The 19,199-nt window shown below is 64.4% G+C and carries 19 protein-coding genes; 12 read left to right on the forward strand and 7 right to left on the reverse strand.

The genetic code is table 11. From position 1 onward, the window contains the following. The first annotated feature begins 8 nt into the window (after positions 1-8). Complete coding sequence (locus NLM32_RS36460) at positions 9-1,448, forward strand: MmgE/PrpD family protein (RefSeq protein ID WP_254133522.1); 1,440 nt, start codon at positions 9-11, stop codon at positions 1,446-1,448. An 8-nt stretch (positions 1,449-1,456) separates the two neighbouring features. Continuing rightward, positions 1,457-2,644: a DUF418 domain-containing protein gene (locus NLM32_RS36465; RefSeq protein WP_254133523.1), complete on the forward strand. Its 1,188-nt coding sequence runs from the start codon at positions 1,457-1,459 to the stop codon at positions 2,642-2,644. Positions 2,645-2,769: 125 nt separating this feature from the next. Here NLM32_RS36465 and tarD read toward each other — a convergent pair whose 3' ends face one another. The 5 genes from tarD to NLM32_RS36490 all read right to left on the reverse strand — a co-directional run bounded on the left by tarD (position 2,770) and on the right by NLM32_RS36490 (position 6,605). Beyond that, a complete protein-coding gene (gene tarD / locus NLM32_RS36470) occupies positions 2,770-3,939 on the reverse strand; it encodes a D(-)-tartrate dehydratase (protein ID WP_254133524.1) in 1,170 nt (389 codons plus the stop codon). Between the two features lie 194 nt (positions 3,940-4,133). Next, positions 4,134-4,391, reverse strand: a complete 258-nt coding sequence (locus tag NLM32_RS36475; protein ID WP_254133525.1) for a DUF3297 family protein — start codon at positions 4,389-4,391, stop codon at positions 4,134-4,136. Then, positions 4,388-4,864: a glutathione peroxidase gene (locus tag NLM32_RS36480; RefSeq protein WP_254133526.1), complete on the reverse strand. Its 477-nt coding sequence runs from the start codon at positions 4,862-4,864 to the stop codon at positions 4,388-4,390. The genes NLM32_RS36475 and NLM32_RS36480 overlap by 4 nt, the downstream gene beginning before the upstream one ends. Before the next feature lie 2 nt (positions 4,865-4,866). Continuing rightward, on the reverse strand, positions 4,867-6,267 hold the full coding sequence (locus NLM32_RS36485; protein ID WP_254133527.1) for an amidase family protein: 1,401 nt from the start codon (positions 6,265-6,267) through the stop codon (positions 4,867-4,869). Positions 6,268-6,347: 80 nt separating this feature from the next. Then, positions 6,348-6,605 carry a DUF6894 family protein gene (locus NLM32_RS36490; protein ID WP_254133528.1) on the reverse strand — a complete coding sequence of 86 codons (258 nt, stop codon included), beginning with the start codon at positions 6,603-6,605 and terminating at the stop codon, positions 6,348-6,350. Between the two features lie 247 nt (positions 6,606-6,852). Here NLM32_RS36490 and pqqA point away from each other — a divergent pair, with 247 nt between their 5' ends. The 10 genes from pqqA to NLM32_RS36540 all read left to right on the forward strand — a co-directional run bounded on the left by pqqA (position 6,853) and on the right by NLM32_RS36540 (position 16,987). Continuing rightward, positions 6,853-6,933 (forward strand): pyrroloquinoline quinone precursor peptide PqqA, encoded by an 81-nt coding sequence (gene pqqA / locus NLM32_RS36495; RefSeq protein WP_007595659.1) that lies wholly within the window; start codon positions 6,853-6,855, stop codon positions 6,931-6,933. A 118-nt stretch (positions 6,934-7,051) separates the two neighbouring features. Then, on the forward strand, positions 7,052-7,981 hold the full coding sequence (gene pqqB, locus NLM32_RS36500; protein WP_254133529.1) for a pyrroloquinoline quinone biosynthesis protein PqqB: 930 nt from the start codon (positions 7,052-7,054) through the stop codon (positions 7,979-7,981). Beyond that, positions 7,978-8,757 carry a pyrroloquinoline-quinone synthase PqqC gene (gene pqqC, locus NLM32_RS36505; protein ID WP_254133530.1) on the forward strand — a complete coding sequence of 260 codons (780 nt, stop codon included), beginning with the start codon at positions 7,978-7,980 and terminating at the stop codon, positions 8,755-8,757. The genes pqqB and pqqC overlap by 4 nt, the downstream gene beginning before the upstream one ends. Positions 8,758-8,768: 11 nt before the next feature. Beyond that, on the forward strand, positions 8,769-9,080 hold the full coding sequence (gene pqqD / locus NLM32_RS36510; protein WP_254133531.1) for a pyrroloquinoline quinone biosynthesis peptide chaperone PqqD: 312 nt from the start codon (positions 8,769-8,771) through the stop codon (positions 9,078-9,080). Beyond that, positions 9,077-10,270: a pyrroloquinoline quinone biosynthesis protein PqqE gene (gene pqqE, locus NLM32_RS36515; protein ID WP_254133532.1), complete on the forward strand. Its 1,194-nt coding sequence runs from the start codon at positions 9,077-9,079 to the stop codon at positions 10,268-10,270. Before pqqD ends, pqqE begins: the two co-directional genes overlap by 4 nt. Further along, entirely contained in the window at positions 10,260-11,246 is a 987-nt protein-coding gene (gene pip, locus NLM32_RS36520; RefSeq protein ID WP_254133533.1) for a prolyl aminopeptidase, read from the forward strand. Before pqqE ends, pip begins: the two co-directional genes overlap by 11 nt. 154 nt (positions 11,247-11,400) lie before the next feature. Beyond that, positions 11,401-12,078, forward strand: coding sequence for a DUF4286 family protein (locus NLM32_RS36525; RefSeq protein WP_254133534.1), 678 nt, complete (start codon positions 11,401-11,403; stop codon positions 12,076-12,078). 240 nt (positions 12,079-12,318) lie between these two features. Continuing rightward, a complete protein-coding gene (locus tag NLM32_RS36530; RefSeq protein ID WP_254133535.1) occupies positions 12,319-14,118 on the forward strand; it encodes an FAD-dependent oxidoreductase in 1,800 nt (599 codons plus the stop codon). Next, entirely contained in the window at positions 14,088-15,935 is a 1,848-nt protein-coding gene (locus NLM32_RS36535) for a 2-oxoacid:acceptor oxidoreductase subunit alpha (protein ID WP_254133536.1), read from the forward strand. Before NLM32_RS36530 ends, NLM32_RS36535 begins: the two co-directional genes overlap by 31 nt. Then, positions 15,932-16,987: a 2-oxoacid:ferredoxin oxidoreductase subunit beta gene (locus tag NLM32_RS36540; RefSeq protein WP_254133537.1), complete on the forward strand. Its 1,056-nt coding sequence runs from the start codon at positions 15,932-15,934 to the stop codon at positions 16,985-16,987. The genes NLM32_RS36535 and NLM32_RS36540 overlap by 4 nt, the downstream gene beginning before the upstream one ends. Here NLM32_RS36540 and NLM32_RS36545 read toward each other — a convergent pair whose 3' ends face one another. Together NLM32_RS36545 and NLM32_RS36550 are read right to left on the reverse strand one after the other, a co-directional pair. Further along, the gene (locus NLM32_RS36545) at positions 16,988-17,428 is read right to left on the reverse strand and encodes a DUF4399 domain-containing protein (protein WP_254133538.1); all 441 of its coding nucleotides are present in this window, start codon (positions 17,426-17,428) and stop codon (positions 16,988-16,990) included. A gap of 17 nt (positions 17,429-17,445) precedes the next feature. Continuing rightward, entirely contained in the window at positions 17,446-18,990 is a 1,545-nt protein-coding gene (locus tag NLM32_RS36550) for an SUMF1/EgtB/PvdO family nonheme iron enzyme (RefSeq protein ID WP_254133539.1), read from the reverse strand. Between the last annotated feature and the right edge of the window lie 209 nt (positions 18,991-19,199).

Here is a 19,199-nt window from a genome sequence, read left to right on the forward strand (position 1 = left end):
GGGACACCATGAAACGACGCGACTTTCTCAGGCTGACAACCACCGGACTCGCCCTCGCGCCCGCACGCGGTTTCGCGGAAGGCCCCCTCACGAGTCCGGAAATGACGGCGCTGTGCGACTACATGGGCGCCGCCAAAACGCGGGCCCTTCCACCTGATGTGGTCGAACAGGCAAAACATCACATCCTCGACTCGCTGGCATCGATGATCTCGGGATCGGAGCTGCCGCCCGGCCAGGCGGCACAGCGCTATATCCGCGCCAATGCCACGCAGGGCTCTTCGACTGTGGCCGGCACTGCGATGACGGCATCGCCGGTCGAGGCCGCGCTCGCCAATGGCGTGATGGCGCATGCCGACGAGACCGATGATTCCCACAGCCCGTCGCGTTCGCATCCGGGCTGCTCGGTCATCCCCGCAGCCCTTGCGCTCGGCGAGCATCTCGGCATCGAGGGCGGGCATTTCCTGCGCGCGGTGACGCTCGGCTACGATGTCGGCACGCGCGTGGTGGTGGCGATGGGCGGGGCCGATTTCAGCTATGACAGCCTGCTCAGCACGCACAGCATCTCCGGCACGTTCTGCGCCTCCGCGGCAGCCGCCTGTGTCGCCGGCTTCGACGCGCAGCGGATGCGCTGGGTGCTTGATTATGCCGCGCAACAATCCTCCGGCTTCATCGTGTGGCGTCGCGATGTCGACCATATCGAGAAAGGTTTTGTGTTTGCCGGCATGCCGGCGCGCAACGGCGTCACCTCGGCGCTGCTGGTGCGCTCGGACTGGAACGGCGTCGACGATGTGTTCTCGGGGCCGGACAATTACTTCCAGGCTCATGCGCCAAAGGCCACGCTCGGCAAGCTCGTGGACAAGCTCGGCGAGCGCTACGAGATCGCGGGCACCGACATCAAGAAGTGGACGGTGGGCTCGCCGATCCAGGGCCCGCTCGATGCGATCTACGCCATCCGCGGCAAGCACGCGTTCGAGGCCGAAGAGGTCAGCCACGTGACGGTGCGCCTCGCGCCGCCGGTCGCGGAGATCGTGGACAATCGCGACATCCCCGACATCTGCCTGCAGCACATGGTCGCCGTGATGCTGCTCGACAAGACCGCGTCGTTCCACGCCGCACACGACAAGCCGCGCATGCAGGATGCAGCCGTCCTGCAGATGCGGGCCAAGGTGAACCTGGTGCGCGACGAGGAGCTCGCAAAACTGTTGCCGGTGCGCGTCGCCGTGGTCGAGATCGAGCTTGCCGACGGAAGCAAGCTCTCCGAGCGTGTCACCGCCGTGCGCGGCACCCCGCGCAACCCGATGACGCGCGAAGAGGTCATCGACAAGGCGCGCGACCTGATCGCGCCGGTGGTGGGGCGGGACAAGTCGGAGCAATTGGTGAAGTCGGTCTATGAGATCGAGGCGGTGACCGATATAAGGAGCTTGCGGTCACTCATCCAACGCACCTGAATTCTCCCATGACGTCCAACAGCGCCGCGGTCCCCAGGCCGACGCCCCCCGCGGAGCGGATCGATGCCATCGACGTGCTGCGGGGCATCGCCCTGTTCGGCGTCATGGCCATCAACCTGGTGATGGAATTTCGCGTTTCGATCTTCGACCAGTTTCTCGGCCCCAGGATGCTGGCCTCGCCAGTCGATCGCGCCATCGAGACGATCCTGACGGAGGCCGTCGAACTCAAGGCATTCGCGCTGTTTTCGCTGCTGTTCGGCGCAGGGCTCGCCATTCAATTCGACCGCCTCGCAAGCAGTGAGCGCCGCACTGTGCTGCTCGTCCGCCGGCTCGCGGTGCTGTTGGTGTTCGGCGTCATTCATCTGTGCCTGATCTGGAACGGCGACATCCTCACCGAATATGCGCTGGCCGGGTTCATCGTGCTGCCGTTCCTGTTCGGTCCGCGCTGGCTGCTGACGCTTGCCGCGCTGCTGTCCCTCGCGCTGTATCTGGCCATGCAGGCCTTTCCGCCGGTTGGATTGTTTCCGAGCCGGGCCGCGATCTGGCAGGACGTCATGGACGCCAACCGCATCTATGCGACGGGCGGCTTCCTCGACGTGCTGGCGTTTCGCCTGCGCGAAATTCCCCTCATCGCCTCCCTGCACGCCTTCGTCTTCCTGCGCACGATCGGGCTGTTTCTCGTCGGCGCGCTCGCCTGGCGCAGCCGCATCGTGCAAAATCCCCGCGGCCTGTTCGCCGTCGCGCTCCCTGCGATCGGCCTCGGCGCGGGCCTGCTTTATCGCGGCATCGAGCCGCTCGGCACCATCCTGCTGGCGCTGGGCTATGGCGCCGCCATCCTCTTCACGGCAAGTTTCGAGCGCGGCAAGAAGCTGCTCGGCTGGGCCGCACCGCTCGGCCGAATGGCCTTCACCAACTACGTCGCACAATCCGTCATCTTCGGCTGGATCTTCTACGGCTATGGCCTCGGCCAGTTCGGCCGGCTCGGCATCACCCCGGCGCTTGCCATCGGCATCATCGTCTACGCCGGACAGTTGCGCTTCAGCACATGGTGGCTGCGCCACTACCGCTACGGCCCGCTCGAATGGCTATGGCGATCGTTGATGTATGGGGTTCGGCAGCCGATGGTGGTGGCGGATACCACGATGCGAACTCAACTGTCGTCCCGGACAAGCGAAGCGCAGATCCGGGACCCATAACCACAGGATTGGATCTGGCGAAGACTCGGGGTGACCAGCGGGCCCCATAACCACTCCCTGGGGTTATAGGTCCCCGCGTTCGCGGGGACGACACTGAGTGCGTGGTACGACCGTCGTCGCCAACGCTACTCCGCCAGCGCCTTCATCTCCTTGTAGAGATCGGACTTGCCTTCGAAGCCGATGCCGGGGAGATCGGGCATGGTGATGTGGCCGTTCTCGACGCGGACGCCGTCGGGGAAGCCGCCATAGGGCTGGAACAGGTCGGGGTAGCTTTCGTTGCCGCCGAGGCCCAGGCCGGCTGCAATGTTGAGCGACATCTGATGGCCGCCGTGCGGGATGCAGCGGCCGGGGGACCAGCCGTAAGTCTTCAACACTTCCAGCGTGCGCTGGTATTCGCACAGGCCGTAGGACAGCGCGCAGTCGAACTGCAGCCAGTCGCGGTCGGGGCGCATGCCGCCGTAGCGGATCAAATTGCGGGCGTCCTGGTGGCTGAAGAGATTCTCGCCTGTCGCCATCGGGCCCGGATAGAACTCGGCAAGCGCTGCCTGCAGCGCGTAGTCGAGGGGATCGCCGACCTCCTCGTACCAGAACAAGGGATAATCGCGCAGCATCTTGGCGTAGGCGATGCCGGTCTCGAGGTTGAAGCGGCCGTTGGCGTCGACGGCGAGCTGCGCGTCCTTGCCGATCTCTTTCAGCACCGCCTCGATGCGGGTGCGGTCTTCGTCGATGTCGGCGCCGCCGATCTTCATCTTCACGACGTTGTAGCCGCGATCGAGATAGCCGCGCATCTCAGCCCGCAGCATCGAGAGGTCCTTGCCGGGATAGTAATAGCCGCCGGCGGCGTAGACGAACACGCGCGGATTGGCTGTCAGGCCGTGACGTTCGGCGAGCAGGCGAAACAGCGGCTTGCCCGCGATCTTGGCAACAGCATCCCACACCGCCATGTCGATGGTGCCGACCGCGACCGAGCGCTCGCCATGGCCGCCCGGCTTCTCATTGGTCATCATCGCGGCCCAGACCTTGTCGGGGTCGAGATTGTCACCGGCAGCGTTGAGCAGCGACTTCGGGTCGGCCTCGGTGATGCGCGCGGCGAAACGCTCGCGGATCAGGCCGCCCTGCCCGTAGCGGCCGTTGGAATTGAAGCCGTAGCCGACCACACGCTTGCCGTCGCGCACCACGTCGGTGACGACGGCGACGAGGCTCGTGGTCATCTTGGTGAAGTCGATATAGGCGTTGCGGATCGGGGACGAGATCGGTTTTGTAATCTCGCGGACGTCGACGATGCGGACGGACATGGGGTGGCCTCGGTGGTCAAGAGAGACTTCGTGACTGCCTGCCCGTCATCCTGAGGTGCGAGTGGCGCGATGCACTAGCATCGCGCCGGGAGCCTCGAAGGATGAACGGCCGAGCTGCAGCCGGGCCGTCGCCCTTCGAGGCTCGCCGAAGAGGCGAGCACCTCAGGGTGACGGTGATGCATTTGACGCTACGCTTACTTCTTGTCCCGGAAATACGGCTCGACCGGACCATGCACCTTGATGGTCAGCGGGTTACCGTAGCGGTCCTTGGCATTCCCCGCGGTGACGCGGACCCAGCCTTCGCTGATGCAGTACTCCTCGACATTGGTCTTCTCGATGCCCTTGAAGCGGATGCCGACGTCGCGCTGGAGGATGTCGGCGTTGTAATAGGGGCTGTTGGGGTCGACCGACAGGCGGTCCGGAAATTCGTCGCTCATGATTGTCTCGCTCATAACAGGGTCTCGATCTTCTGCCGCAATCCTTCCGGCCGCGCGGTCGGCGCGTAGCGCGCGATCACGTGGCCGGCACGGTCCACCAGGAATTTGGTGAAATTCCATTTGATGGAGGCGCCCAACAGGCCGGATTGCTGGCGTTTCAGGTACTCATACAAGGGATGCGCGTGGGCGCCGTTGACGTCGATCTTCTCGAACAGCGGAAACGTGACGTCGTAATTGGTCGAACAGAACGACTGGATCTCGGCGGCCTGCCCCGGCTCCTGCGCGCCGAACTGGTTGCAGGGAAAGCCGAGCACCGAGAAGCCGCGCGGCGAGAGATCGCGATGCAGATCCTCCAGCCCGCGATATTGCGGCGTGAAGCCGCATTTGCTCGCGGTGTTGACGATCAGGAGCACCTGCCCCTCGAACTGGCGCAGGGCGACCTCGTCGCCGGCAAGCGAATTGGCCTTGAAATCGTAGATCGCGGACATCGCTAACCCACGGGGTCGATCGGCGAGGCCGGCACGCCGCCCGCCTCGATCGCTTCGCCGGCGAGCAGACACAGATCCTCGCGATAGCGGCCGGAGACGATGTGCACGCCGACCGGCGTCTTGCCGACGAGGCCGGTCGAGACCACGAGGCCCGGCAGGCCCATGAACGGCGTCGCGATCTGCGGCAGCTGCGCCTCCCAGACGCGCTCGAAGGAGGCCGCATCCTTGCGGTCGAGATGATCGGGGAACGGCAGCTCGCCGGAGACCGGGGTCAGCACCACGGCGTATTTTTCGAAGAACAGCATCCAGTCGCGGGTCAGCGTGGCCCGGCGGGTCAGCGCCTGCGCGTAGTTGGCCTGGTCCATCGGCGTGACCTTGGCGCGGTTGCCGCGCAGGCAGGCCAGTGCGCCGGGATCGCCCTCGCGCTCCGCCATTTCGAGCTGCGCCTCATAGGCATCGCCGAGCCAGAGTTTTCGCTGCCACTCGACGGCTTCGCGCATCGGCGGGGTGTTCTCGATGACCTCGACGGTCCAGCCGGCGCGCTCGAGGCGCTTGCCGGCGTCGGTCACGGCCGCCTTCACCTCCGGCGTGGTGGCGAGGCCATCCGGGTTGAGGCAGATCGCGGCGCGCTTCTCGCGCACCTCGCCTTCCAGCGGCACCGGCACATACCAGGGATCGCGCGCGTCGCGCGCCGACATCGCGGCAAGCGAGATGCGCAAATCATTCACCGTGCGGGCCAGCGGGCCCGACACGGCCATGATCTGCGGGCCGATCGGACGTTCCGGCAGCGCCGGATTGAAAGCGGGGATGCGGCCGAGCGTCGGGCGCAGGCCATGCACGCCGCAGGCATAGGCGGGATAGCGGATCGAGCCGGCGATGTCGGTGCCATGGGCGATATGGCCGATGCCGGCCGCGACCGCCGAGCCGGCGCCGCCGGACGAGCCGCCCGGGGTCAGCGCGGCATCGCGCGGGTTCTTGGTGTCGCCGTGGACGAGATTGGTGGTGAACCAGCGATAGGAGAAAGCCGGGCAATTGGTGCGCCCAAGGAGAACCGCGCCGGATTTGCGGAAGTTGGCGACCACCGGGTTGTCCTCGCGCGCGATCAGGTCGCGCTGGAGCTTCAGGCCGTTGGTGGTGGCGAAGCCCTCCTGGTCGACATTGGCCTTGATGGTGACGGGCACGCCGGCCAGCACGCCGGGGTCCTCGCCCCGCGCGATGGCGGCATCGACGGCGTCGGCCTGCTTGAGCACGTCCTCGGGCCGGTGGTCGATCACGGCGTTGAGCTTTGGATTGACGGCGTCCAGGCGATCGAGGCCGGCCTTGGCCGCCTCCCGGGCGGACACCTTCCTGGATTTGACGAGGGTGGCGAGGTCGGCGGCCGACAGGCGCCAGAGATCTTGCATGACGTGCTCCGTGTGACCGGCGTCTTTTAGCGCCGGGAACGCAGCAAAGCCATGCGGATTTCGCAGGGAGGAAGAGCGGGTTAGTGCCGCGTCGCCGACTGGTCAGGCATGTCCAGCAACGCCTCGGTAAACGGGAATTCCAGCACGATCTCGCCTTCGACGTCGGTGACCTCGATCACCGCCTCCATCAGCGCCGGCTGGGCGCCTTCGGATTTCACCACCTCCAGGATCATCTGGCGGGCGACCTCCCAGGCGCGATCGGGATTGCGCAGATCCTCGCCGTCGGGGTCCACGATCAATTCATCGCCGATACGGGTGTTGAAGAAGTATTTGGGCATCACGGGATCCAGCTAGAGGCGCCTGTATCGGATTGAAAGCTGCACCGCACTCACAACTGCTTTATCAGGACAGGGTTCGCGACCGAATGCGCCGGGCGCAAGGCAGCGTCACGAGAAGTGATGTTCCACCACGAATTTTCGCGGCGCAACATGGCTTTCTCGGGAAAATTTCACTGGCGAACTTTTGCGCCCGCAGTAACTTACCCCCGGGCGTAAACGTCCGAAATCGCGAAAATGGAGAGCCAAAATGGCCTGGAAAGCCCCCAAGATCGTCGAAGTGCCCTGCGGCATGGAAATCAACATGTATGTGAGCGCCACCCGCAAGTAAGCGGTTGGTGAGTACGCGTTTTGCGCAGGTGGGTCTGCCGGTCATGATCGGTTTCCGGATGATGGAAACTGTGTTGGCCTAGGATCCACCTGGCGACGTTGCTTCCAGGAGACGGATCATGCTTCGCGTCGTCGTCCTGGGCGCCGGGGCTGGCGGCGGAGTCCCGCAATGGAATTGCGGGTGTGAGGGCTGCCGGGCGGCCCGTGCTGGCGGACATGAGCTTTATCGAACCCAGGCCTCGGTTGCCTTCAGCGGCGACGGCGAGCACTGGTTCCTGATCAACGCCTCCCCCGATCTTCGCCAGCAATTGAATGCCACGCCGCAGCTGCATCCCAAGGCAGGCAGCCTGCGCCATACGCCTGTCGCAGGCGTGATACTGACCAACAGCGAAGTCGATGCGGTCGCGGGCCTGCTCTCGATGCGCGAGGGCTCGCCCTTCACGGTCTATGCACATGAGAAGGTGCTGGCGATCCTGGCCAGCAACAGCATCTTCAACGTGCTGAACGAGAAGAACGTCAAGCGCCAGCCGATCGGGATCAGCGAGCCCTTTGAGCCGCGATTGCCCGACGGCGCGCGCTCAGGACTCGAGGTGCTGCCGTTCGCCGTACCCGGCAAATCGGCATGGTATCTCGAAGGCAAGGCGCATCCCGGCGGCGAAAGCGGCGACGGCGATACGCTGGGGCTGAAGGTCACCGACAAGTCGACCGGCAAGTGCTTCTACTTCATCGCCGCCTGCGCCGAGGTCACCGATGCGCTCAAGGCCGAGATCGACGGTGCCGCGCTGGTGTTCTTCGACGGCACGGTCTGGCAGGATGACGAGATGATCAGGGCCGGGCTCGGCCACAAGACCGGCAAGAGCATGGGCCATGTCGCGATGTCCGGTCACGATGGCGCGATCGCGCGGCTGGCCGATCTCAATATCGACAGGAAGATGTTTCTGCATATCAACAACTCGAACCCGGCGCTGCTGCCGGCCTCGCCTGAACGCAAGACGGCTGAGGCCGCGGGCTGGCAGATACCCGCCGACGGAACGGAGATCGTGCTGTGAATGCCGCGTCCATGACTGGGATGACTGCGCTGTCGGTCGGCAAGGACATCAAGCTCAACTCGGCCGAGGAGCTGGAAGCGACGCTGCGCCACATCGGGGCGACGCGCTATCACAGCCTGCATCCGTTCCATAAGCTCCTGCACGGCGGCAAGCTCAACAAGGGACAGGTGCAGGCCTGGGCGCTGAACCGCTACTATTACCAGAGCACGATTCCGATCAAGGACGCGGTGGTGATCTCGCGCTTCCGCGACCGCGCCACGCGGCTGGAATGGCGCCACCGCATCGAGGATCATGACGGCGATATCGGCTCCGAGGGCGGCATCGAGCGTTGGCTCAAGCTGACCACCGGCCTCGGCCTCGACCCGGCTTACGTGGAATCGACCGAAGGCATCCTGCCGGCGACGCGCTTCGCGGTGGAGGCTTACGTCCACTACTGCCGCGAGAAGTCGCCACTGGAGGCGATCGCCTCCTCGCTCACCGAGCTATTCGCCCCGAACCTGCATGAGGAGCGCATCTCCGGGATGCTGGAGCACTACGACTTCGTCAATCCCGACATCATGAGCTATTTCAAGCGCCGCCTGGCGCAGGCGCCGCGCGATGCCGGCTTTGCGCTCGATTACGTCAAGGCGCACGCCACGACGCCGGAGCAGCGCGCGCAGGTCTGCAATGCGCTGATCTTCAAGACCAACGTGCTGTGGGTGCAGCTCGATGCGCTCCAGCACGCCTATGTCGAAGGCAACATTCCGCCGGGCGCGTTCGTGCCCAAGGCGAGCTAGGGACAACAGCCATGGCCGGGCCGCGGAACATCAGCGTCAGCGAGGCAAGCCGCCCCGTGCTGCCGCGGCATGCCAAGCTGAAATACGACGAGACGCGAAAGGTCTGGGTGATCCTGGCGCCGGAACGCGTGCTGGCGCCGGATGAGATCGCGGTCGAGGTCTTGCAGCTCTGCGACGGCAAGCGCAGTGTCGGCGACGTGTCCGACCAGCTGGCGGCGAAATACGCTGCGCCGCGCGAGGCGATCCTCGCCGACGTCATCGTCATGCTGCAGGATCTCGCCGACAAGGGCTTTCTCACCGAGGCCCGGGAGAAGACGCCATGAGCGATGTGCTCCCGACCATCCCGCCTGACGCCAGCGACAGCCTCGCGGTGCTGGAGAAGACCCGCTCGACGGCGGAGGCGTTCGGCATTCCGCTCGCCGTGCTGCTCGAGATTACCCATCGCTGCCCGCTGCAATGTCCGTACTGTTCCAACCCGGTCGAGCTCGACCGCTCGGGCAAGGAGCTGACCACCGAGGAATGGAAGAAGGTGCTGAGCGAGCTCGCCGAGATCGGCGTGCTGCAGGTGCATTTCTCCGGCGGCGAGCCGACCGCGCGGAAGGATCTGGTCGAGCTGGTCAAGCATGCCAGCGACGTCGGGCTCTACACCAACCTCATCACCTCGGCCGTGCTGCTGACGCGCGAGCGGCTCGGCGAGCTTGCCGATGCCGGGCTCTGCCACGTGCAGATCTCCTTCCAGGGCATCGAAGAGGGGCTCGCCGACCGCGTCGCCGGCTACAAGGGCGGCCACCGCAAGAAGCTCGAAGTGGCAAAATGGACCCGCGAGCTCGATTTGCCGCTCACCGTGAATGCGGTGATGCACCGGCAGAATTTGCATCAGCTTCCCGACATCATCCAGATGTCGATCGATCTCGACGCCGACCGGCTCGAGGTCGCCAACGTTCAGTATTACGGCTGGGCGTTGAAGAACCGCGCTGCACTGATGCCGACGGTGGCGCAGCTCGACGAATGCACGCGCATCGTCGAGGAGGCGCGAGAACGGCTGAAAGGCACGCTCGCGATCGACTATGTCGTGCCGGATTACTACGCGCTGCGGCCGAAGAAGTGCATGGGCGGCTGGGGCCGGCAGTTCTTCAACATCTCGCCCGCCGGCAAGGTGCTGCCCTGCCACGCCGCCGAGAGCATCACCGGGCTCGACTTCGAGTCGGTGCGCTCCAATCATTCGATCGCCTGGATCTGGCAGAACTCCGACGCCTTCAACCGCTATCGCGGCACCGGCTGGATGAAGGAGCCGTGCAAGACCTGCGAATTCCGCGAGATCGATTTCGGCGGCTGCCGCTGCCAGGCCTTTGCGCTGACGGGCGATGCCGCCAACACCGACCCGGCTTGCGCGCTGTCGCCGCTGCACGAGACCATCTTCAAGCAGGCCGAGCGCGAGGCCGAGGGCGAAACCAATCGCTTCCTCTATCGCAATTTTGCCGGCGGCACTCTGGAATCCGGGAATGACGCCTGACGCCGACGCGGCCGCATCGGCCAGACGTGCCGATCCCTTTGCGCCGCTGACTTCCGAGATGGTGGATGTCGGCGATGGCCACGAGCTCCATGTCGAGAGCGTCGGCCGCGCCGACGGCATCCCCGCCATCTATCTGCATGGCGGGCCGGGCAGCGGCTGCCAGCCGGATCATCGCCGGCTCTTTGATCCCGAGCGCATGCATGCCGTGCTGTTCGACCAGCGCGGCTGTGGCCGCAGCCGTCCGAAGGGCTCGCGCGAGCACAACACGACGGCGCATCTGATCGCGGACATGGAGAAGATCCGCGAAAGGTTCGGCATCACGCGCTGGATGGTGGTCGGCGGCTCCTGGGGTGCAACGCTGGCGCTGGCGTATGCGGAGGCCCATCCCGAGCGCGTCTCCGGCATTGCGCTGCGCGCGACCTTCCTGGGCACGCAGGCAGAGGTCGAGACCGCCTTCACCTCGCGGCTGGCGCAGTTCTATCCAGCGCTGCACGAGGATTTTCTGAGTGTTCTGCCGCCGGAGGAACGCGCGCAGCCGGTGCAAGCCTATTATCGCCGCATCCTCGATGCCGATCCGGCCGTGCACGGACCTGCCTCGCGGGCCTGGCATGACACCGAACGCGCCCTGTCGGAGCACAAGCCGGCCAAGACACGCATCGACCTTGCCTCGCTCAACGTCTGGCGCACGCTGCCGGCGACGCCGTTCATGGAGGCGCATTATTTCGTCAACAATTCCTTCATGAGCGAAGACCAGTTGTTGCGAAACGCTCCCCGGCTCGCCGGCATTCCCGGCATCATCGTGCAAGGACGCTACGACCTGTTGTGCCCTCCTGAGACATCTCAGGCGCTCTCGAAAGTTTGGCCGGGTTCCGAGGTCAGGATCGTGGAAGAAGCCGGACATTCGCTCTATGATGCCGGCGTGCGGGACGCGGTCATGAAGTCGATCGCCGACCTCGCGTCTAAGATGCCACGCTAGAGATCTAGACCCTCATCCTGAGGAGCGCTCCGATGGAGTGCGTCTCGAAGGATGAAAGGCCGCGATGCGACAGCGGGGCCTTCATGGTTCGAGACGCCACTTCGTGGCTCCTCACCATGAGGGTCTGGGTTCGCATGGGAAGGACAACAAGAAAATGCCGCTCGCCGGGACAGGCATGCTGCTGACGTCGATGAACATCGACGCCGCAGATGAAGCCGATTTCAATCGCTGGTACGATCGCGAGCATCTGGAAGAACGCGTTGCGATCGAGGGCTTTCTGGAAGCGCGGCGCTACGTCGCGCACGCCGCCAATCCCAAATATCTCTCGCTGTATTCGACCGCGACGCTCGACGTGCTCGACAGTCCCGCCTACCGGACGCGCCTGGCCAACCAGACCGAATGGTCGCGGCGGACCATGGCGCATTTCATGAACATGCTGCGCGTGGTCGCGCGCATCACCATCAGCAAGGGCACCGGCCGCGGCGCTGCGCTCGGTCTGGTGCGGTTGCGCCCCACCGCTGACAATGCCGGGGCGTGGCGTGATGCACTGCAAGAAAAGCTAGTGCCGCAAGACCGCGAAGGCATCATCTCGATGCACCTGCTCGAGACCGAGCCGGAATTGTCGGGCGCGACCGGCGATATTCCAGCGGTGCGCCACGAAGGCGCACGCGACTGGTTCGTGCTGATCGACGGCACGCGTGTCGGCGCGGTCTCGGCGGTCATCGCCGAGCGCTTCACCGGACCAGCCGCCGCGCCCTTCCCGCTGCCCGTCTCCGTCGGCACCTACAGCCTGATGTGGGACCTCGCGAAGAGCGATATCGCGAGCAGCTAAAGCGTCATCCGCATCGCAATATATTGCACCGCCGCATTGGTCGCCCGCGCGGGGTTAATGCTGTGTGCGCGCAGCTCCCATGAAAGGCGGTGATCGCGAAAATTTGCCGTTGTACTTGGGAACGGTTCTAATAAGCTAACCCAATGACGTCATTCAGAAACCAGATCGCCGCGCGTTAAGCGTCGACAAGCTCAAAGAAAAGGCCGCCGGGTCTTTGAGCCTGCGCGGACGAGGGTAGGAATGAAACCGACCGATATCGCGGCCCCCGACTACTTTCACAAGGTAGTCGATTGCCAGTGGGCCTGTCCTGCGCACACCCCGGTTCCCGAATACATCCGATTGATTGCACAAGGCCGCTACAGCGACGCCTACATGATCAATTGGAAATCGAACGTGTTTCCCGGAATCCTGGGACGCACCTGCGATCGCCCATGCGAGCCGGCGTGCCGCCGCGGACGCGTCGAGGAAACGCCGGTGGCGATCTGCCGCCTCAAGCGCGTCGCCGCCGACTTCAAGGACGACATCAAGCAGCGCCTGCCGCACCCGACCGCGAAGAACGGCAAGCGCGTCGCGTTCGTCGGCGGCGGTCCCGCGTCGCTGACGGTGGCGCGCGATCTCGCGCCGCTCGGCTATCACTGCACCGTATTCGACGGTGATCCCGAAGCCGGCGGCATGATGCGGACGCAGATCCCGAAATTTCGCCTGCCCAATTCGGTCATCGACGAGGAGACCGGCTACATCCTCAACCTCGGCGTCGAGTTCAAAGGCGGCCACCGCATCGAGAGCATGAAGGCCCTGCTCGCCGAGAAATACGACGCAATCTTCGTCGGCTCCGGCGCGCCGCGCGGCCGCGAGCTCGACATTCCCGGCCGAAAAGAAGCTGCGAGCAATATCCATATCGGCATCGACTGGCTGTCGTCGGTGTCGTTCGGCCACACCGACAAGATCGGCAAGCGCGTGATCGTGCTCGGCGGCGGCAACACCGCGATGGATTGCTGCCGCACCGCGCGCCGCCTCGGCGGCGAGAAAGTCACGGTGATCGTGCGTTCCGGCTTCGAGGAGATGAAGGCCTCGCCCTGGGAGAAGGAAGACGCGATCCACGAGGATATCCCGATCCTCAACTATATGGTGCCGGTGGAATTCAAGCATGTCGCCGGCAAGCTCATCGGCGTCACCTTCCAGCACGTCAAAGCCGAATTCGACGCAAAAGGCCGCCGCAATCTGGTGCCTTCGGGCGATCCCGATCAGACCATTCCCTGCGACGACGTGCTGGTCGCGGTCGGCCAGGAGAACGCCTTCCCCTGGATCGAGCCGGATTGCGGCATCGAGTTCGACAAATGGCACATGCCCAAGGTCGATCCGCAGACCTTCGTCTCGACCAACCCGAAGGTATTCTTCGGCGGCGACGCCGCTTTCGGGCCGAAGAACATCATCTGGGCGGTGGCGCAGGGGCACGACGCCGCGCTGTCGATCCACAAGCTGCTGTCGGGCGAGGACATCACCGAACGTCCGCTGCCGGAGGTGCACGTCTCCTCGCAGAAGATGGGCATCCACGAATGGAGCTATGACAACGACATCTCCATCGACAAGCGCTTCAAGGTGCCGCATCGCGACAAGGTGATCGCGCTGAAGGACATCCGCACCGAGGTCGAGCTCGGCTACGACGTCAAGCTCGCGCTCGGCGAGGCGCATCGCTGCCTGAACTGCGACGTCCAGACCGTGTTCTCGACCTCGCTCTGCATCGAGTGCGATGCCTGCGCCGACATCTGCCCGATGGACTGCATCACCTTCACCAATAATGGCGAGGAGGACGATCTGCGCGATCGGCTGAAGGCGCCCTCGCCGCGTCCGGATCAGGACCTCTACGTGTCCTCCGACCTCAAGACCGGGCGCGTGATGGTCAAGGACGAGGACGTCTGCCTGCATTGCGGGCTGTGCGCCGAGCGTTGTCCCACCGGTGCCTGGGACATGCAGAAATATTTCATCGAGATGACTCACGCAGGTTCGACATGTCCGACAAAAAGCCGATCAGCAGCGTAAACGACTTCGTCGTCCGTTTCGCCAACGTCAACGGCTCGGGCTCGGCCAGCGCCAACGAGATGTTCGCGCGCGCGATCCTGCGCCATGGCGTGCCGGTGTCCCCGCGCAACATCTTCCCCTCCAACATCCAGGGCCTGCCGACCTGGTACGAGGTGCGCGTCACCGAAGCCGGCCATCTCGGCGCCCGCGGCGGCGTCGACATGATGGTGGCGATGAACCCGCAGACCTGGGACAAGGACGTCGCCGGCATCGAGCCCGGCGGCTACCTGTTCTACGATTCCACCAAGCCGATGCCGTCGACGAAATTCCGCGACGACATCACCGTGATCGGCGTGCCGCTGACCGCGATCACCAACTCGACCTACACCGATCCACGCCAGCGCCAGCTGTTCAAGAACATCATCTATCTCGGCGCGCTCTCGGCGCTGCTGGAGATGGACCCGAAGCTGATCGAGCAACTGATCGGCGAGCAGTACAAGGGCAAGGAGAAGCTCTTGTCCTCCAACGTCCATGCGCTGCATCTGGGCCGCGACTGGGCGCTGCAGAATTTGAAATGCCCGATCGGGCTGCGGGTGAAGAAGTCCGACAAGGTCGGCGACCGCATCTTCATCGAGGGCAACAGCGCGGCCGCCCTCGGCGCCGTCTATGGCGGCGCCACCGTGTGCGCCTGGTATCCGATCACGCCGTCGTCTTCGGTGGCGGAGGCCTTCACCGCCCATTGCAAGAAGTACCGGCACGACCCCGAAACGGGGAAGGCGAAATACGCGATCGTGCAGGGCGAGGACGAGCTCGCCTCGATCGGTATCGTCATCGGCGCCTCCTGGAATGGCGCGCGCGCCTTCACCGCCACCTCCGGCCCCGGCATCTCCTTGATGACCGAGTTCATCGGCCTCTCGTATTTTGCCGAGATCCCGGCCGTGATCATGAACATCCAGCGCGCCGGCCCCTCCACGGGCATGCCGACCCGCACCCAGCAATGCGACATCATCGCTTGCGCCTATGCTTCGCACGGCGACACCAAGCATGTGCTGCTGTTCCCGGAAGATCCTGCCGAGGCCTTCGAGTTCGCGGCCGCCGCCTTCGATCTCGCCGAGCGGATCCAGACCACGATCTTCCTGATGCTCGATCTCGACATCGGCATGAACCACCGGCTCTGCCGGCCGCTGAAGTGGGACGATGCCAAGCAGTATGACCGCGGCAAGGTGATGACCGCGGAAATGCTGGAAGAAGGCCGCGATTTCGGCCGCTACCTCGACGTCGACGGCGACGGCATTCCCTACCGCACCTATCCCGGCACGCACCCGACCAAGGGCTCGTACTTCACCCGCGGCACGTCGCGTGACCGCTATGCGCGGTATTCCGAGGAAGGCTCGGTCTATGCCGACAACATGCAGCGGCTCGTGCGCAAGTTCGAGACCGCGCAGGACCTGGTGCCGCGGCCGCTGCAAGCCAATGCGGAACGGCCGACCAAATACGGCGTGATCTATTTCGGCTCGACCTCGCCGGCGATGGACGAGGCAATCGGACTATTGGAAGCGCGCGGGCATCAACTCGACCGCCTGCGCATCCGCGCCTTCCCGTTCCACTCGAGCGTGGCGAGCTTCCTCGCCGAGCACGACTTCGTCTATGTCGTCGAGCAGAACCGCGACAGCCAGCTCCGCCAGCTCATCGTCAACGAGAACGGCATCGATCCCGTCCGCCTCGTCCCGATCGTGCACTATGACGGCACCCCGATCACCGCCCGCTATATCGCAAAAGCCATTGGCGACCACCAGGATCACCTCAAGGTGACCCCGCTCCGCAAGGCCGTGTCATGACCTATATTTCCAAGCCGAAATTCTCTCATCCCGGGCTCAAGAAGAACGATCTCGGCTACACCCATCGCGACTACGAGGGCAAGATCTCGACGCTGTGCGCCGGTTGCGGCCACGATTCGATCACGGCCTCGATCATCGAGGCCTGCTACGAGCTCTCGATCGAGCCGCACCGGGTCGCCAAGATCTCCGGCATCGGCTGCTCATCGAAGACGCCGGACTACTTCCTCGGCAACTCGCACGGCTTCAACTCCGTGCACGGCCGCATGCCGTCGGTCTTGACCGGCGCCAACCTCGCCAATCGCGATCTAATTTATCTCGGCGTCTCCGGCGACGGCGACAGCGCCTCGATCGGCTTCGGCCAGTTCGCGCATTCGATCCGGCGCGGCGTCAACATGACCTATATCGTCGAGAACAACGGCGTCTACGGCCTGACCAAGGGCCAGTTCTCGGCCACCGCCGACCGCGGCTCGAAGTCGAAGAAGGGCGTGACCAACACCGACAACGCCATCGACCTGGTCGCAATCGCGCTGCAGCTCGGGGCCACCTTCGTGGCGCGCTCGTTCTCCGGCGACAAAACCCAGCTGGTGCCGCTGATCGCGGCCGCGATCGGCCACAAGGGCGCGTCCTTCATCGACGTCATCAGCCCCTGCATCGCCTTCAACAACCATGCCGGCTCGACCAAGAGCTTCGACTATGTCCGCGAACACAATGACGCCGTGAATCGGCTCGACGTGCTGGTCGGTCGCGATCCCATCGCGGTCGATTACGCACCGGGTACGGTGCAGGTGGTCGAGCAGCATGACGGCAGCAAGATCGCGCTCCGCAAGATCGACGCCGATTACGATCCGCATGACCGGTTGGGCGCCCAGACATTCCTCGCCCGGCACGCCGCCAAGGGCCAGATCGTCACCGGGCTGTTGTATGTCGATCCCGACGCGGAAGATCTGCACAGCCATCTCAACACGGTGGAGACGCCGCTCAACACGCTGGAAGCGGATACGCTGTGCCCGGGCTCGTCGGTGCTGGACAAGATCAACGCCAGCCTGCGTTGATCATTTGCCGCGCGGCTGCCTGACGCGGACGGTGATCTTGTCCGAGACGACGGGCGGGTCGAACGGGTAGTGCTTCGCATCGCCCAGCACCAGCTGCAGGGTGTGGGTCCCGGGCGGAAGCTCGAGAGTCGTTTCTGTCTGCCCTGCCCCGAAATGCAGATGCGACTTGTCCTGTGGGATCGGCTCCTTGGGATCGATGGGATCGTTGACGTCGATCAGCAAATGATGGTGGCCGGCGTTCTGATAGTCGTCGCCGGCATGCGTCACACCCATGTTGCGCAAGCCGAACCGGACCAGGAATGCGCCGCGCACCCTTTGCCCGTCATACGGGGTTATGAAATAGACCTTCGCGTCCTTTGGAGCGGCCTTGCCCTGCGAGAAGGCCATGCCTGGGAGCAATGCGAGCGCCGCCGACAGCGCAAAGCAGCGAAGGATCTTCATCAATCTACTCCGGCAGTTCAAAGACTGAGCGCCACGCGGAATCCATGTGTCGGGTAACGAACATTGGTATCGTAACCGTCGCGGTTGGACGGCCGCACGTATCTCGAATCGTTCTTCCAAGAGCCGGAGCGCAGCACGTGCGAGCTGCAATCCCCGCCGCTCCATGCCGAACCGTCATTGGGCGCGCCCTGATAGGTCCTGTGCCAGCAGTCCTCGACCCATTGGTCGACGCCGCCGCCCATGTCGTAGAGGCCGAAAGGATTGGGCTTGAAGCTGCCGACCTTCGCCGGCTGCTCGGCCGCGGCATCACCGCAGTCCTTGCACCCGGCCATGCCCTGCTGGGGCTTGTCGCCCCACCAATACTTTGTCGACGTCCCGCCGCGCGCCGCATACTCCCATTCGGCCTCGCTTGCGAGCCGGTAAGGCTTCTTCGTCGTCTGCACGAGGAAGGCGGCATATTGCTGCGCGTCGGTCCAGCTCACATTGGTGACGGGCGCATCGTCCTTGCCGATGGCTGTGAATCCGCACGCCTTGGCGGCGGCGCATTCGTTCCATTCCTGCACCGTCACCGGATATTTTCCGATCGAGAACGGCTTGACCGTGACCTGGTGGACAGGGCGTTCGGTCGGATCATCGTTGCTTCCCATCGCAAAGCTGCCGCCGCGAATGGCGATCATCTCGGGCTCACGGACCGGTGCCGCCGTCGGTTGAACGGGCGATGGAGTGGGCGACGGAGGCGCCGATGCCAATGAGGGAGACGGTTGCGGCGTCGGCGTCACCGCCTCGCGCGGTGACGGCGGCGGGATCGGCGATGCGGCCGGAGAGGCGGTTGGAGACGCGGTCGGCACGGCGGCCTGCTCGCCGACCCTGTGTTGCGGCTGCGCCAGCAGATACCAGAGCACGCCAGCGGCAATGACCAGCAGCGTGATGCCCAGGAGAAAGATCAGGGTGTTCTCGCGCCGGCCGCGCGCGGTGCCGACCGAATCCGCGTCCGGCAGAACGCGATAGACGCGCACGGGATCGGTGATGTTCTTGACCTTGCGATCCCCGAGCGACTCATAGCCGCACACCACCTTGTGCTTGATCTGCTCGTAGATCGCGCCGGAGATGTAGACCTGACCGGGCTCGGCAATGCCCTCGATGCGTGTGGCGATGTTGACGCCATCGCCGTAGACGTCGTCCGGCTCAACGATGACATCGCCGAGATTGACGCCAATTCGGTATTCGATCCGGGATTCCTTCGGAATCGAGGCGTTGCGGCCGACGAGGTTCTGCTGGATCACGATGCTGCATCGAACGGCCTCGACGGGGCTGTCGAAAATGGCGATGAAACCATCGCCCGTGGTCTTCACCAGACTTCCATGATGCTCGACGATGCTGGGTTCGATGAGGTCCCGCTCGATCCGCTTGACGCGGACATGCGTGCCTTCCTCGTCGGCCTGCATCAGGCGACTGTAGGATGCGATGTCGCCGACAATGATCGCTGCGAGACGACGAGGCATTCCGCCGTGCGGAGGAGGCTCGTTCTGATTCCCGGATCTGAAATTGCGAATTTCGCCCATTGCGGGGGACTCCACAAACCTACAAGAGGCGGCCCCAGCCTACGACTTCTAAAAATAATTGCGTGTGAACGCTATCACATTAGCGGACTTGGACAACGTCGAAGGAATCGCCGGTAGCGAGTTCCGGAGAGCAGGGACTTGTTGGTTGCCTGAACCTTCCTGGCCCACCCTGCGACTAAGGCAGCGCGCGGAGCAACCATCTCAACCAT

This window comes from Bradyrhizobium sp. CCGUVB14 (assembly GCF_024199935.1).
Classification (GTDB): Bacteria; Pseudomonadota; Alphaproteobacteria; order Rhizobiales; family Xanthobacteraceae; genus Bradyrhizobium.